General features: G+C 42.9%; 10 protein-coding genes. 3 read left to right on the plus strand and 7 right to left on the minus strand.

Annotated features, from left to right (window positions below; genetic code table 11):
• Positions 1-13: 13 nt before the first annotated feature.
• The 7 genes from ACSSTM_RS11990 to ACSSTM_RS12020 all read right to left on the minus strand — a co-directional run bounded on the left by ACSSTM_RS11990 (position 14) and on the right by ACSSTM_RS12020 (position 14,080).
• Entirely contained in the window at positions 14-7,162 is a 7,149-nt protein-coding gene (locus ACSSTM_RS11990; RefSeq protein WP_420735003.1) for an amino acid adenylation domain-containing protein, read from the minus strand.
• A gap of 15 nt (positions 7,163-7,177) precedes the next feature.
• Entirely contained in the window at positions 7,178-8,083 is a 906-nt protein-coding gene (locus ACSSTM_RS11995) for an isochorismatase family protein (protein WP_095286166.1), read from the minus strand.
• 19 nt (positions 8,084-8,102) lie between these two features.
• On the minus strand, positions 8,103-9,722 hold the full coding sequence (locus tag ACSSTM_RS12000) for a (2,3-dihydroxybenzoyl)adenylate synthase (protein WP_095286165.1): 1,620 nt from the start codon (positions 9,720-9,722) through the stop codon (positions 8,103-8,105).
• Between the two features lie 23 nt (positions 9,723-9,745).
• Positions 9,746-10,927, minus strand: a complete 1,182-nt coding sequence (gene dhbC / locus ACSSTM_RS12005) for an isochorismate synthase DhbC (protein WP_095286164.1) — start codon at positions 10,925-10,927, stop codon at positions 9,746-9,748.
• A gap of 26 nt (positions 10,928-10,953) precedes the next feature.
• Entirely contained in the window at positions 10,954-11,739 is a 786-nt protein-coding gene (locus ACSSTM_RS12010; RefSeq protein WP_095286163.1) for a 2,3-dihydro-2,3-dihydroxybenzoate dehydrogenase, read from the minus strand.
• A gap of 7 nt (positions 11,740-11,746) precedes the next feature.
• On the minus strand, positions 11,747-12,628 hold the full coding sequence (locus ACSSTM_RS12015; RefSeq protein ID WP_420735001.1) for an alpha/beta hydrolase: 882 nt from the start codon (positions 12,626-12,628) through the stop codon (positions 11,747-11,749).
• 594 nt (positions 12,629-13,222) lie between these two features.
• On the minus strand, positions 13,223-14,080 hold the full coding sequence (locus ACSSTM_RS12020; RefSeq protein WP_420735000.1) for a hypothetical protein: 858 nt from the start codon (positions 14,078-14,080) through the stop codon (positions 13,223-13,225).
• A gap of 108 nt (positions 14,081-14,188) precedes the next feature.
• On the opposite strand from ACSSTM_RS12020, the gene ACSSTM_RS12025 reads away from it, so the two are divergent.
• The 3 genes from ACSSTM_RS12025 to ACSSTM_RS12035 all read left to right on the plus strand — a co-directional run bounded on the left by ACSSTM_RS12025 (position 14,189) and on the right by ACSSTM_RS12035 (position 17,305).
• Positions 14,189-15,145 (plus strand): DUF4885 family protein, encoded by a 957-nt coding sequence (locus ACSSTM_RS12025; protein ID WP_334750656.1) that lies wholly within the window; start codon positions 14,189-14,191, stop codon positions 15,143-15,145.
• 251 nt (positions 15,146-15,396) lie between these two features.
• Entirely contained in the window at positions 15,397-16,761 is a 1,365-nt protein-coding gene (gene dnaB / locus ACSSTM_RS12030) for a replicative DNA helicase (protein WP_003214779.1), read from the plus strand.
• 130 nt (positions 16,762-16,891) lie between these two features.
• Positions 16,892-17,305 (plus strand): VOC family protein, encoded by a 414-nt coding sequence (locus ACSSTM_RS12035; protein WP_034660623.1) that lies wholly within the window; start codon positions 16,892-16,894, stop codon positions 17,303-17,305.
• The last annotated feature ends 1 nt before the right edge of the window (position 17,306 follow it).

Raw genomic sequence — 17,306 nt, forward strand, 5'->3', positions numbered from 1 at the left:
CTCTCCTTTATTCTTAGTGCTTTTGTTTGACCCGATGCAGTGTGTTGTCTAAGATGACACCAATTTCTGCTAGGGGTTTAGGCTGGCACATGTCTTTGTGCCGGCAATGAATGTCGTGCTGTTCAATTTTTCCGTTGATATAAGGTGCCCATGCTTCGGGATCAATTGGTGTAAACCAATCTGGGATAATGGTAGATCTAAAGAATAATATGTCTCCATGATAAGTTTTTGGCTGATATTCTCCGAGCAATCGAACTGAATTGACATAGGTTTCTTTTAGATTTCTAATGGCATCTTCACTTAAGCTTGCTAGTGCACTGCCATCTTTTTTCAAGATGTCGATGGCACTTTTCATTGTGAGCGGTTCATCTGTTAAGGTATCTGGATCATAACCGCCGAGCGCAAGAAGAGCGATTAGTGCTTCTTCTTCATCAGGTGCTTCTTTAATCGGTAAGAAATGGTTCGGATAGGCATCCAGCATCGCAACGAGTGAGATTTCTTCACCTTGCTGCTGGAGCTGTGTAGCTATTGCCTGTACAACGTTTCCGCCTAGTGACCAGCCAAGAAGATGATAAGGGCCTTTTGGCTGAATCGTTTGGATGTGCTTGATATAATCCGCAGCCATATCATCTAGTGTGCGCGGGTAGTCATCTTTTCTTGCGATTCCTCGTGCCTGTAATCCATAAATAGGGATGTCTTTCTCTAATGTATTCAAGAGACCAGCATAGCACCAGCTAAGACCACCTGCTGGGTGAACACAGAAGAGAGGATATCTTTCTCCATTTGTTCGTAGTGGCAGCAAGATTTCTAGTGCGTTTTCATCGCTTCCTGTTTCTAGTTTCTCTGCCAAACTTGCAACATTTGGTGCTTCAAACAACGTTCCGATGCTTAGTTTGACACCAAGTGCATCACGAATGCGGCTGATTAAACGAACCGCAAGTAAGGAATGCCCGCCAATGTCAAAAAAGCGATCGTCAATGCTGATTTTTGGCAAATCAAGCACCTCTTCAAAGAGATGACATAGGATTTCCTCCTTCGGATTTCTTGGGCCGCGGCCATCCGTTTGCTTTATATGCAATTGAGGTGCCGGCAGTGATTTTTGATCAAGCTTCCCGTTTGTTGTAAGTGGCATGGTATCAATCTGTACATATGCCGCAGGCACCATGTAATCAGGAAGACTGGCTGCGGCAAAATGACGAAGGGTCTCTGTATCGAAACAGTCTTCTTCAGTTGTTACGATATATGCGACTAAGCGTTTGTCACCAGGCTGATCCTCTCGCATAATGACGGCAACTTGTGCAACTGCATCGTGGCGTGCCAGAACGGCTTCGATTTCTCCAAGTTCAATCCTAAACCCGCGTATTTTAATTTGATGATCAGCTCTGCCAATGTAATCAAGTGCCCCTTCTTCTGTCCAGCGTGCGAGGTCACCTGTACGATACATCCTTGTGCCAGGTGCTCCATAAGGGTCGGCAGGGAATCGATCTGAGGTCAGGTCAGGCCTGCTTAGATAACCTCTTGCCAAGCCAGCTCCAGCTACATACATTTCACCTGTCGTCCCAGGGGGAACAGGTTGTAGGTATTCATCTAGTACGTAAACGTGTAGATCAGGAATCGGTTCGCCTATTAAGCTACTGGATTTCTTTGCGATCATGTCTCGATTGAGTATATTGTACGTAACGTGTACGGTGGTTTCTGTAATGCCGTACATGTTAATTAGCTTTGGCTTACAGTCTGGGTGACGGCTGTACCAATCTTCTAATCTGCTAAGCTCTAATGCTTCACCGCCAAAGATGACATAGCGGAGTGATAATGCTTGACCAAGTGTCTGTTGTTCCTTGTCTATCTGCATGAGCTGATAGAAGGCAGAAGGTGTTTGATTAAGCACAGTCACACCTTCCTCGACTAGAAGCTGCAGCATCTCTTCTGGAGAGCGAGAGATGGTATGAGGTACAATGACAAGTCGACCTCCATATAAAAGTGGTCCCCATATTTCCCATACTGAAAAATCAAAGGCATACGAATGAAACATTGTCCAAACATCTTCTTCATCAAAATGGAACCAATGTGCAGTAGATGTCAGAAGACGGATGACATTTTGGTGTGGGATGACCACCCCTTTTGGTTTCCCTGTAGAACCGGATGTATAAATAATATAGGCCGGATGCAGAGAAGATAGTGGCTCAATTCTGTCTATATCAGCCGGATTGTGATTTGGTGTAGTGAGCAATTGATCGCTCGTTTCTTTTTCGTCTAACAAAATCAAATCACAATCAGCAGGGAGATGCACTGCATCTGCTTTTGTTGTGATGCTGCAAACGGGTTTGGCATCTTGTATCATGTATGCCAGCCTGTCTGCTGGATAGTCAGGATCAAGCGGAACATAGGCTGCGCCTGCTTTATGAACGGCTAATAAGCTTACGAGCATATCGATTGATCTAGGCAGGGCAAGTGCAACGAACTGTTCTGGTCCAACGCCTCTTTCTATTAATAAATGAGCAAGACGATTGGCTTTGTTGTTTAACTCTTCATAGGTAAGCTGTTGATTGCCATCCGTTACAGCCACTCGAACAGGGTATTGCTGCGCCGTTTTTTCAAATAAGGCTGGGAGACTAGGTGCTTGGTCTAACTGAGCGAATGTCTTTTTGTCAGGGAGAAATGTTTGTCGTTCTTTATCCGACAAAATGTTCACTTGACCAATCGGCAGGTGTGGGCGCTCAGCTACTTCTGTTAAAAAGCGCTTCATTCTGTCAGCGATTGCTCGAATGGTGCTTTGTTTAAATACATCTGTACTGAATTCAAACAAACCTGTTAATCCTGCTGCTGATCCAGTTTCAGTTCTTTGTTCTGTCAATTCGATGGTCAGATCAAATTTAGCTGACCCTACTGGTTTCACGTAGAGATCTGAGTCAAGTTGTGTCAGCTTCATTTCCGCCTTCGGTGTATTTTGGAAGGCAAGCATGACCTGGAACAATGGATTGCGTGATCTGGATCGGGTTGGATTTAGGATTTCGACTAGCCGTTCAAATGGCAGATCCTGATGCTCATAGGCTGCTAAGTCAACGTCTCGAACTCGCTTCAATAGCTCACTAAAGGTTGGATTACCAGCTGTATTTGTACGTAATACTAGTGTGTTCACAAACAATCCCACAATGTCGTCAAGTGCATCGTCATTCCGTCCAGCAATTGGACTGCCAATTGGGATATCTGTCCCCGCCCCAAGGCGTGTCAGTAATGCTGCAAGTGATGCTTGAAGCACCATGAACAAACTCACTTGATGCTGCTTTGCAAGCTCAAGGAGCAGCTGGTGTAAAGCGGGCTCAATCGTAAAGTCTATCGTAGCACCGTTGAAGCTTCCTTCCTGTGGACGCGGGAAGTCATAGGGAAGCTCCAGTTCTTCTGGCAGGTCATGTAAGGCACCTGTCCAATAGCTTAGTTGCTTGGCAAATAGACTATCCGTCTCTTCTTCACTGCCCAACAGCTTCTGCTGCCAAATAGCATAGTCAGCATATTGAACAGGTTCGGCTGGCAAGGAGAGTGATTTCCCTTGTATACGTGCTTCGTAAGCAGCAGCTAAGTCTCGTGTCAATGGTGCAAGTGACCAGCCGTCACCAGCGATGTGATGCAGCAATAGAAGCAGTACGGATCGATTTGCATCAAGCATGAATAAATCTGCTCGCAGTGCGGGTTCTTCTTCAATCTTAAAGCTATAGCGAATGGCTTCGTTTAACTGATTCTCAATTTGTTGATCGCTTGAAGCTGTGACATGGAGTTCAGGCTGAACACTTTTTGGATGTAAAATGACCTGTCTTGGCATGCCGTTCTTATTTGGAAAAATGGTTCTAAGGGTTTCATGTTTTTCAGTGATATCTGCCAATGCACCAATTAGAGCTTTTTGATCTAGTGTACCTGTCAGCTGAATGACAAGTGGGATATTGTAAGTTGGACTTGGCCCTTCAAGGCAATGAAGGAACCAGAGCCGTTTTTGGGCAAAGGATAACGGAATCTCATCTGGCTTGTTTTCTACCTGAAGCGGCGGCCGAATGTCCTTCGCTTTGTCAATGTGCTGCGCAAGCTCAGCAACTCGAGGTGATTCAAAAATGGTACTCATGCTTAGGTCTGCACCAAGTGTATCGCGTATACGTCTAAGCAGACGAGCGGCGAGTAAGGAATGTCCGCCTAAGTCAAAGAAACTATCATCTATGCCAATTTGAGATAGGCCAAGGGTTTCTGCAAATAAACTACATAACATGTCTTCTTGGGGTGTTCTAGGTGTACGCTCAGAACTAACTAAAGACATATTTGGTGCTGGTAATGCTTTGCGATCGATTTTGCCGTTTGGTGTAAGTGGAAGTTCTGGCAAAACGACAACAGCAGAAGGCACCATGTAATCAGGAAGTGATGCAGCCACAAACTGCCTGAGCTCTGAAGGGTGCAGAGAAGTGCCATCTGTCAGCACAACATACGCACAAAGCAGCTGTTGTCCAGGTTGATCCTCACGAACGATAACAGATGTATGCTTTATGGATGGGTGTTGCATAATCACGGTTTCGATTTCACCTAGTTCAATACGGAAGCCGCGGATTTTAATTTGATGATCGGCACGGCTGATATAATCAATTGAACCATCCTCATGCCATCTGGCTAAATCACCAGTACGATACATTCTCGTGCCTTTTGTACCGAATGGATCAGCCACAAAACGTTCAGCCGTTAAATCATATCGTCCAAGATATCCTCTGGATACTCCTTCACCTGCAATATAAAGTTCACCGATTGATCCTGCTGGGACAGGGTTTAGCCCTTCATCTAAAATGTAAATACTCGTATTCCAAATGGGTTTGCCAATTGGCGGCCCGCTATTCTCTTGATGTGCTGTGACATTTTCCATCGTAGACCAGATCGTCGTTTCTGTAGGTCCGTACAAATTGGTAATGTCGCATTGAAGAGATTGCAATGTGTGCAAAAGGGAAGCAGGGAGTGCTTCTCCTCCAACAAGAACACGCATACCTGTTATCACGTCAGGGTATTCATCTGCCAATACATGCCACAACGTTGGTGTTGCCTGCATGATTGTGACATGATGAGAACGAATCATGTCTGAAAGCTTTGCTGGCTCTTGTATGATTTCTTTTTTTGCCAATAAAAGAGCAGCCCCATGTAAGAGTGGGAGGAACATTTCTAGCCCGGAAATATCAAAGGCAATGGTCGTTACCGCTAAAAGCTGGTCTCCTTGATCTAATAAAAATGAATCTTGCATGGACAATATAAAGTTGATCACATTTCGTTTCGTTACAACAACACCCTTTGGTTTGCCTGTCGATCCTGACGTGTAGAGGATGTAAGCCGGGTGATGTGGAGAGCCTTCGTTCCAGGTCGGATTGAGATGCGGGCTGCCTACGATCTCCTGATAAACAGTTGAATCATCCAGTTGAACGATGTGTGGATGGTCCAAACGGTCTGCTGTCTCTTTGACTGTGAGCAAGCACGCTGGTTTGGCATCATTTAGCATATAGGCGACACGATCGCTAGGGTAATCAGGGTCTAATGGCAGATATGCGGCTCCTGTTTTGACGACGGCCAACAGACTTACGACCATATCGATGGATCGAGGCAGAGCAATTGCGACAAATTGTTCTGGTCCAATGCCATGCCTTTTCAAATAATGAGCTAATTGATTTACCCGTTGATTTAACTCTTCGTAGGTCAAAGTGGTTCCTTCAAACTGTATTGCTTTTGCTTGTGGTGTTTTGCTGACTTGTTTTTCAAATAGTTCCCGTAAAGATTCTTTTGGTAATTCTCGTTTTGTATCATTCCAGTGCTTGAGGATGTTCTCTTTTTCTTTAGACAAAAGAAGGTTGAATTGACTGATTGTCTGATCTTGTTCTAGTCCAGTTATTTCCTCGAGCAATTGAAGAAAACGATGCTGATGAGCGTCAACTGCTTGCTCTTTGTAAACGGCAGGGTTTGCATCAAAGTCGATTTGAAATCCGTTCCCGTCCGCGCGGTCGTATATGTTGATCGATAAATCATCTACGGGTCCTGCTGAAAGATTATGTGCTTGACCAATGCTCTGATCGAACATGAGATCATAATCAAATGGCATGATATTGATCTGTGGGCCGAATAATCGTTGATTTCTTCCGATGAGTTTAAAGTCTCTCCGCATGTCTTCGTGACGATATCTTTGATGAGGCCGAATGGCTTTCAGTTCATCAGATACTTGGCGAACAAGTGCTGAGAGCGTCATTTCTGGTTTGCATGTTAAACGAAGCGGTACTAGGTTCATGACCATTCCGGGTGTTTGCAAGGCGCAAGATCCAAGGCGCATCATAACAGGCAATCCTAAAACAATATCGTGTGCACCAGTCATACGATGCATATATAGAGCGGATGCGGCAAGAATCATTTCATGCCAGGTACAACCGAAAGCTTGAGCAATTTTTTTCATTTTGCTTACCTTTTCGGCATCATAGCTAGCGGTTTTTCGGATAAAATCATCTGAAGTTCTTGGGGCAAGCTCAGCAAGGCTCACAATTTCAGGTTGATCAGCAAAGCGATTTTTCCAAAACGCTCGATCATCTTCATACCGATTGGACTGTTGATAGGTGATCTCCTCTTGGACTACGTCATGTAAGGCTCCAAATGTTTGAGGAGGCACAGGTGTCCCTTTCGATAGGGCTGAATAGACCTCAGCAACACGGCGTGCAATGAGCGAAAAGGCGAATCCATCAATGGCAATGTGATGAATGCGCTGATACCAGATAAATCGGTCGTCAGCAAGTTGAAAAAGTACTTCACGGAATAATACATCTTTCTCTAAAGAGACTGGTGTTGAAAGATCTGCATTCATCCATGCTTTAGCCGCATCAAGCGGCTGTTTTTCATATTGTAAATTGATATATTGAAATGGAATCTCCTTCTTAGATGTAAACCATTGCTTTGGACCGTCAGTATCCTCAACGAAGCGCATATACAAGGAATCTGCTTCTAAGACAGTCTTTCTAATGGCTGCTTCAAAGTGTATGGGGTCAATATAACCTTTAATATCTATATACTCAGCTGTATTGAAAATGGGATTAGATGGATCAAGCTGCTGCGCATACCATATGCCTGATTGGGCACCGGTTAGTGGGAATGAATCGACTGACTGGATCGACAAGAGTCTATACCTCCTTTACATGTAATCGATATTTGGGATAGATGGCTGTTTTTCTGGGAAAAGAAGAGCTCGCCAATGAGTGAGCGTTGGATTTGCTGCAAGCTCAACGAAATTGACTGTCATTCCTTGCTGTCTCCACTTTTCCGCTAGGCTCATCATTCTAATAGAATCAAGCCCAAGGTAGACGAGATTCTCGTCAAGCGGTATTTCATTCGGCTCGATTTCGAGATACTCAGCTACTTGGTGAAGGATGGCCTCAAAAGATAGGTCATCGTCTGCTTCCTGTCCTGTTAAACGACTAATGATTTGGTTTGTCGTTGTGGTGACCGCACAGCGTTCAGCTGCATAGGTCATTGCCATTTTGTGATGCTTAAGTGAAAAGTCAGCAACGGCATCGGCGACAAAAAAGGTTTCAATATCGAGCATGAATGCTTCTGCGGCTGTCAGCATACAGCCAATATGTGCATATACGCCAGTAATGATCAGTTGATCACGCCCGCCTTCTTGAAGAATATCTAAAAAATTGGATTTTTTGAAAGCGCTATAACGCCATTTTGTCAGCATTGTATCTGCTTCAGATGGAGCAAGCTGATCAATGATTTTTGTCAATGCTTCATCATCACCAAGTCCAGGTCCCCAAAAATCTGTTAATAAGGCACGATCCTTCGGGTCTTGGTCACCAGGTTGAGCTGTATAGACGACTGGAATTCCAAGTTCATTGCATGTATTACGTAATTGTTCAATATGTTGAACTAACTCTGTGATTGGTGATGTATCTTGTTGAAATGCATTTAAAAAATATTGCTGCATGTCATGTATCAGCAGAACAGCACGTTTCGGATCCGGTATCCAGTTCACTTTATTTTCGGGTAAATCTTGTGTGCTCGGCATTGGATACCCAGGAATAGTAGGGATTGCCATGGTTTTCACTCCTCTTTTTTTATACGTTGGCAGTATGGATTGCAGCTAATTCTCTTAATGCTTTTTTACTGACTTTGCCTACACCTGTTTGTGGGAACGCATCGATCCATTCAATGCGGTCGGGAATTTTATAGGCAGCGAGCCCGCGTTCTCTTAGAAATGACTTTAATGCGTGTGGTGCTGGCTTGTTGTTTCCTTTCGCAATAACAAAGGCACATGAGCGTTCGCCAAGAAACGGATCTGGCATGGACACCATGGCGGCATCATGAATGTCAGCATGCGCAAGTAAATGGTTTTCGACTTCTTCAGCGGCAACCTTTTCGCCACCACGATTGATTTGATCCTTGTCTCTGCCTTCTACAACAACATTTCCTTCTTTGGTTAATCGCACGATGTCACCTGTTCTGTAAAAGCCATCGGGTGTAAATGCTTTTTTGTTTTGTTCATCAGCTTTATAGTAGCCACGAATCGTATAAGGTCCTCTTGTTAAAAGATGTCCAGCCACTTCATTCGGGACGGGCTTGTCCTCATCATCTACCACTAGTACCTCATCATATTCAGACATCGGGCGTCCTTGTGTATGAATAATGACATGTTCAGGATCATTTAGTCTGGTATAGTTGACCAGACCTTCTGCCATGCCAAAAACTTGCTGTAATTTACACCCAAGGGCAGGCATCACTCGTTTTGCTGCTTCAGCACTTAATTTAGCACCACCGACTTGTAAGACCTCAAGACTCGATAAGTCATCTGATCGATGAGGAGCGGCCTCTAGCCAAATCAATGCGATAGGTGGAACCACAGCGGTAATGGTCGCTCGTTCTTTTTCAATGAGTGGAAAGACTACATCAGGGCTTGATCCAGGTGCAAGAACGACTCTTCCACCTGCGTATAACGTCCCAAGGACTCCAGGCGAGCTTAATGGATAGTTGTGTGCAACTGGAAGTGTAGCTAGATACACACTATCTTGTGTAAGCTCGCACACCTCATTGCTTTTCCAAAGACTATAAATATAGTCATCATGTGTGCGAGGAATGAGCTTTGAAAGGCCTGTGCTGCCTCCAGATAACTGAAGAAACGCAATATCGCTTGCCTCTACATGAATTTGAGGATCAAGTGATGGGTCCTTGCGCAGATCATCCAAGTCAAGGAATTCCTCAGCTTCCCCTGCAACAATGACATGAGGTAATGAGGGAAGCTTTTCTTTCACTTGACGTGCGAGTGATCGATAATCAAAGCTACCATCGATATCTGGTATGACATATGCGTCTGCTTCGGCAAACTCAATAAAATAAGTGATTTCGCTGCTTCTATGAGATGGTAGCGAGAAGACGGGTAAAGCACCGATTCGAAATAAAGCGAAAATGACTTCAAAAAAAGCAGGAATGTTAGGAAGCTGAACGACAACTCGACTTCCCTTTTGAATTCCAAGCTGATGAAAACCGGCGGCAAGACTGCTGACGCGCTCATCAAGTTCTTGGTAGCTCATGTGCGTATCAGCGTATGTAATTGCTGTTTTATTCCCTAACGATGCGGCGCGTTCACGAAGCATGCCGCTAAAGGTTTCCCCACGCCAACAGCCGTTTTCACGGTAGCGTTTTGCAAATTCTTCTGGCCATGTAGGTGGTTGAACAAACATGTTTTGTCATCTCCTATGTATTTTTATAACTGATGGATGCCCATCGCATGAAGCATCGTGTTGAATTTTGCAGATGTTTCGGCTAGCTCTTCTTCTGCCTTTGATCCTTTGACCACTCCTGCACCAGCAAAGAGGCGAAGGGAGTGCCCCTCAGCTTCTGCACAACGAATGGTGACAATCCAATCACCATCACCATTTGCATCTGACCAACCGATCATTCCTGTGAAAAATCCTCGATCGAAGGGTTCAATCGCTTGGATTGCTTCACGAGCATCTGCTGTAGGTGTTCCGCATACTGCGGGTGTTGGATGAAGACTAAGCGCTAAATCAATTGAGGATACACCTGCATCTGCTAATTCACCTTTAACGACAGTAGATAAATGCCACATCGTTTCTGTTTGTATGACGGATGGTGATGCAGGCACATCTAGTGTATGACAGTAAGGAGCAAGCGCTTTAGTGACAGCATCGACAACCACTGCATGCTCGTGTAAATCCTTCGCTGAAGTAAGGAGTTCAGCGTGACGACGCTGGTCTTCTACTGGATCTGAACTGCGTGGCCGAGAACCAGCAAGTGGATTGGAAATAACAGATGAACCAGTTTTTGAAAGAAGCAGCTCAGGGCTTGCCCCAAGCAGTGTGCGCTTTTGGGAAGATTCCGGGTCAGCTACATTTGCAGCAAACGTATAGCCAGTCGTATTATGACGAGCAAGTCGTTCAAGTATTGCTTTCGTATTAATTTCTCGATTTGATTTGAGATAGAGAGATCTAGAGAGTACGATTTTGCTAAGCTCTCCTTTCTCAATTTTAGCTAACCCTTCGTTAACACCATTCATGTAGACATCTGGAGAGGGAACAGGCGTCACCTCATAGGATGGAGCTGCCACTTCCGACTCCTCATCTCCTTGATGAAATTCGAGTGGATCACTAAACTGTACATGGATTGGAACACTTAAACGAACGGGTTGCGCCGGATCAAACGGAACAGCACCAGCAACAATCGGTGTTCGAATACCAGCTTGTTTGGCAGCGTCAAATACGTGAGCTACCCTTGTGGATAGTTCATTTAGCTGATTGGTTTCAATATGCTGGAAAATCCCTTCTGCCAGTATCGTACGTTTAGGGGAAGCAAGGAAAAAAGCGCCTGGCTGATAGTCTTGAATCAACTGTACTTTTTCTTCTGACGACAATAATGAATGTTTCATGAAAAGGCCTCCTTTTTGATGAAATGCTAGATTCCGAGTGTTGCGCCACCATCAATCGTGAGATTCTGCATCGTAATATGACTGGATTGCTCAGATGCAAAGAAGATTACTGCATCAGCGATGTTTTGAGGATCAGCGATTTTTTGTAAAGGAATACCGGTTTTATACGTCTCTAATGAACCTTTAATCACCTGATCTGCTCCTTGATCATCAGACCATAAAGCCCATTGCATAGGTGTTGCGGTAGAGCCAGGAGAGACGACATTGCATCTGATTCCATAGGCTGCTAGCTCTAATCCAAGCGTTTTTGTAAAGGAAGTAGCTGCGGCTTTTGATGCGGCATAGGCAGCCATATTCATTCTAGGGATGGCACCTGCGTTAGAGCTGACGGTCACAATGACCCCTTCTGATCTTTTCATCATGTATTTGGAGACAGCTTGAGATACGTAAAAGACACCATGTGTGTTGACTGCGAAGGTTTGGTGCCAGTCATCTGCACAAAGCTGGTCAATAGAACCGATTCGAAGAATGCCTGCTACATTGACTAGTAAATAAATGGGTCCGAGCTGCTTTTCAATTTGATCGACAATGTGCTGAACAGAAGCTTGATCGGTAATGTCACCTGGATAGGCAAAGGCGCGTATGCCTTCATCATTCATTTGTTGGATGGTGCTTTGCAGCTGATCTTCATTTGCGTCAACTGCTGCAATGATCGCACCTTCTTCGGATAGTCTTTTTGCGACTGCTTGCCCAATACCTTGTCCTGCGCCTGTGATAAGGGCAATCTTTTGAGATAGACCACTATGTTTCATGTGTTCACTACCTTTCTTTCATGTCTGTGGTTGTTAAAGGATCATCATGATAGAGTGCAAAACGGAAAGCGTAATTCATCAGCACCGGTAAAACGGACGTATGTCCTTCTTCAGGGAACTCATGATAGGCCGTATGTAAGCCATATGAGGATAAAGGCAACATACGATTTGCTAGTGACTTTGCATGATCATTCATTTGACATGGATGATGTTTTTCTAGCTCACCTACACCTACAAACAGCCTTACATCCATAGGCACCTGACGTATACGGTTGGTGAATTGGTATTCTTTTTCTAGAAATAATTTTTTATTCCAGTGGATAGAAGGACTGCCCGCAATATATGTCTGATAAGCATCAGGGTGCTCAAATAGTGTGTGTAATACAAAAAGACCGCCAAGAGAATGCCCAAACAGTGTTTGACGACTCAGGTTGATCGGACAGCGTTGCTCGATATAAGGCTTTACAGTCTTTTCTAAAAAAGAAAAGAAAGCAGAGGCCCCGCCATATGTATGGATGGAGAAGTCCTTTCTTTTGCCCCCAATGGAAGCATCAGGGCTGGTAAGAGTGAGATCATAATGCCTGAGCGGATGATAGGGCGCTTCTGTCTGATAGCCAATTCCAATAATGATGGCAGGTACGACACCTGTTTTTTCAGGTCTTCTTGACTGTAAACGAATGGCTTCGACCATTGTGCCAAAAAGTGAATTCCCATCAAGCACGTACATGACTGGAAAACCAGCCGCTGGAGGAGTAGTATTCGGTTTAAATATAAAAAGTCTGTATGGGTGCGCTGTGATATCCAGTTGCTCCGTCCCAGGTATAAAAAAAGGACGGCTTTCTCCGAAAAGTGAATCCTCAGTACCCATTCCTTCAGGGCGTTTGGACATATTTAGAAAATCTCCTTCCTCAAATTCGACCCTCATACAATGATAAAAGCAGGCTTGCGGATATTGGAAGAGTGTAGTAATTGAAGAATGGTTCCTCCAAATGAAAATGATTCTCAACTATCACGCAAGCAAATCAAATGATAATGGTTATCAATTATGAAGTCAAATGTTCATAAAGTTGTGTATTTGATATTTTAATCTTAATATTCAGAAAATAACGGACTAACTCACTAACAAATGATTTGAAATAGGGAATACCGGACCTTGTCATTTAAAAAGAGGAGAAATGTCAAAAGACCTTGACTGCCTTGGAATATTTACTATTTTCTTCTGTTTGATTCAGGAATAAATATAGGCTTTTCTTCTTGAAATAATTTTGAGGAAAAATAAGTCTATAGACCCGCTTGTATTTTTAGGAAAAAAGAGGAGGATTTTTCAAAAAGCTGGTGATCATATCTCACAACTTATTCAATATCATGCGTAGCTGTTTTAAGAGTGGCGAAGTATAGCATCAAAAATGCCACAATTAAAAAAGTAAGGGATGTACCCTTACTTTTTGATCAATTGGTGAACATGTCTGTAAACACCATTAAATTAGAATCCATCTGTGACATCATATTCGTAACGGATATCGGCTTTGACATTGCTCATAGTAGATCTCGCAGTAGCTTTTGCATTGTACTTAAAGCTCCATTTTTGAGCGACTTTTAATTGATCTTCCAGAGAAATACGGTAAGAACCACTTGTTGCAGAGGAAAAAACGGATTCGTTCCAAATCTTGTTTTCATCAGCCATCAGTTTGTGTGTGACATTCCCTTGGTTGGGTGTTTGGGTACTAGTTGTCGTAATCGATTTAACTACAGCACGTTTAGGAACTGTGGAATTATTAGTTAAATCCATTGTAATGACTGAAGAATCAACTCCTAAAAAATTTAAAGAAGAATTCCCCAAGTTGGTAGAAGTCCCCGTAAAATTGAATGTCCCATTACCAGATTTAATACGATCTTGAATGGAAACAGTAAAGTACATATTCCCTGTATATGTACCACGGGTCACTTTCACAAAATAAGTCTCTGAAGTTGATGTAACTTCACCAGTATTAGCAAAAATAAAAGGCGTTACTGAATCAGGATTAATAACTTCGGACCCTGTCCTAAAATATTTAGAATTATACACCTCGATATTCATCCCTGTATATTGCTTATTATAAGAACTTCTGACATAAACTCTTTCACCTTTATTGATCGTAAACTGATAATACGCTTCATTTTCACCTTCAGGTAAGATTGTTGTATCTGGACGACTATTTTTCCAATATCCCATTGAACTTGCTGTGTTAGGACTGTTATTCCCTGTAATAGCTGCTTCCGCAGAATTAGGTGCAAAAAAACTAGTAACAAGCACTAATACCAATGCAGGTAATAAAAAACGTTTGAAGATAGTATTTGTCATATTTTAACCCTCCTTGTAATAATTACTATATCGGATCAAAACTAACAAATTTTAACTGAATTGCCGATATATTTAATAATCACTATTTTTTTAAAAAGGAGAATCAAAATGAATATTAATACGTCATACACGGCAGGTGCTTCAAACAATCAGAACCGAATCGACTATAAAGGTCAATCAGCTATTAAAAGTACAAATGAGGTGATGACCGAAGCTGATAGACGGATGAAAATACTAGATGAAAAATACGAAAAAATAAATGAACAAAATAAACGATTCAAAGATCCTCAAGACCATATATATAATAAGTATAGAAACCCTTATTCTTCTTATTTCAGAAGTGATCTAACAAAACCGGAAAGAGAAGCTGCTTACATTATGGAAATGAGTTGGGCAAGGAATAATAAAGGAGGTCAATATGACTTTAATGACGCCATCTTCCGTAATGAAAAACGGTACGATCCTACCCAAGAAAGCGTAGAGAAAAAAATATTCAATCGGCAAAAGGTCAACGAACAATTGCAAGATTTATTCTCTAAAAACGGTATAACCATTCCTAAAAACACAAATTTAACTTTTACCATTGACCCAAATCATTTCAAATTATTGGTGAGTGGTTCAACAGACGAATCGCTGACCAAACAAATAGAAGACCTATTAAATACAACCAACAATACAAGAGAATTATTTTTCCACATCATGAAAAGCAGATCTGACGATTCTACTCAATTCACGCCTGATTCTCTTGCCAAATTCCACCTTGTTAATCAAATCAAAACGGTCACAGGCTACAATTTAAAAGATTTAAGCATTGTAAACGGTCAATTTGTAACGGATAACGGGAAGAATATTTTTGATATATACAAAGAAGAACTCCTGAAAAATCCATACACAGCAGAAAATGCACGCATTGCCGCTTCACATTACGGAGCACAGTTATTTGATCTAGCCAAAAACGGGTTTGATTCAATTCCCGATTTGGTGCTATCTATTGGTTATCAAAACGGGTCTTTACAAGACATTGGGCAAAAAGAAAATTATGGAGTGAAGAAAACGATAGATTAAAAAAACGCATTCGAACATGCCATGTTGGAGCGTCGATCACATGTGTGAACTACAACAGATAAAAATCCGATACAGAAGGACTCTATAACAATTTATGTTACAGAGTCTTTTCTATTGAAATGCGTTGGTTGGCTGTTCAACGAAACATCCTCATGGTAATTTTGACTATAGTCGATGTTTTTCACTTTTTTATTGATGAAAATGTTAAAATGATGAGTAGCGTATTTTTTTATGAAAGGACGGTGCTTGGCATGACGGAACTTCTCGATGACCGGCTGCCGCCGCAAAATATAGAAGCCGAGCAGGCCGTATTAGGTGCTGTTTTTTTAGAACCATCTGCGCTCACGCTCGCTTCTGAGGTATTAATTCCAGAGGATTTCTATAGAATGTCGCATCAAAAGATTTACAATGCGATGCTTGTACTTGGCGATAGAGGGGAACCGGTCGATCTTGTTACGGTGACTTCTGAACTGGCCAATACAGATTTACTAGAAGAGGTAGGCGGGATTTCGTATTTAACCGATATTGCGAATTCTGTCCCAACTGCCGCAAACATTGAATACTATGCAAAAATTGTAGAAGAGAAATCAATTTTAAGACGTCTGATCCGCACGGCGACAACCATTGCACAGGATGGATACACGCGTGAGGATGAAGTAGAGGATCTGTTGAGTGATGCTGAAAAGACCATTATGGAAGTGGCGCAGCGTAAAAACTCAGGAGCTTTCCAAAACATTAAGGACGTTCTTGTTCAGACATATGATAATATTGAACAGCTTCATAACCGAAAAGGCGATATCACAGGGATTCCAACGGGATTCTCTGAGCTTGACCGGATGACTGCTGGATTCCAGCGAAATGACTTGATTATTGTAGCGGCTCGTCCATCGGTAGGGAAAACAGCCTTCGCATTGAACATTGCACAAAATGTCGCGACGAAGACAGACGAAAGTGTCGCCATCTTTAGTTTAGAGATGGGGGCTGAGCAGCTTGTCATGCGTATGCTTTGTGCAGAGGGAAATATCAATGCACAGAACCTAAGAACCGGTAATCTGACAGAAGAGGACTGGGGCAAGCTGACAATGGCGATGGGCTCGCTATCAAATAGTGGGATTTTCATTGATGATACACCAGGAATCAGAGTAAGTGAAATTCGCTCGAAATGCCGCCGTTTGAAGCAAGAAAACGGTCTTGGCATGATCCTGATTGACTACTTGCAGCTCATTCAAGGAAGCGGACGATCAAGCGATAACCGTCAGCAAGAGGTTTCTGAAATCTCTAGGGCATTGAAATCGCTGGCAAGGGAGCTTGAAGTTCCGGTTATTGCTTTGTCTCAGCTTTCACGCGGAGTAGAGCAGCGTCAGGACAAACGTCCAATGATGTCTGATATTCGTGAATCAGGAAGTATCGAGCAGGATGCCGATATCGTGGCATTCCTTTATCGTGATGATTACTACGACAAAGAATCAGAGAATAAGAACATTATTGAAATCATCATTGCCAAACAGCGTAACGGTCCAGTTGGTACAGTATCACTGGCGTTCGTCAAAGAATATAACAAATTCGTCAATCTGGAAAGAAGGTTTGACGATGCGGGTGTTCCGCCCGGTGCTTAAAGCCCAGCTCAAGAAGCTGGGCTTTTTTTTGATGGATCTACATCGAAAGAATGATTGAAAAACGGTCGAAATGAGGAGGAGAGGGAGAGAGAGAAATCGTATACTAAAAGGAGAAAAGGAGTGATGACTGATGAAATTTCAACAGTTCGAAGCCGCTCAATTACGCATCGCACGTCCAACCGTCAACATGGAAGAGGTTGTTTCTTTTTATGAAAAAGGCTTAGGGCTCAAACGAATAGGTTCATTTGATCAGCATGAAGGATACGATGGTGTGATGCTGGGGCTTCCTCATCAGCATGTTCATTTAGAAATCACCAAACATGAAGAAGAAGAGAGCCTGCCCGTTCCGCATCCAGAACAACTTCTTGTGTTCTATATTCCAGATGCTGAGGAATTTCAGCAAATGAAAGAGAGATTGATCTCATTTGGCGGACGGCAAGTCACCTCTACAAATCCATATTGGGAACGGGGAGGAGCAACCATTGAAGATCCAGATGGGTATCGCATTGTGCTCATGAACACAGATGGAATCACCCCCGTTTAAA

This window comes from Bacillus sp. RK1064, assembly GCF_051488405.1.
Lineage (GTDB): Bacteria > Bacillota > Bacilli > Bacillales > Bacillaceae > Bacillus.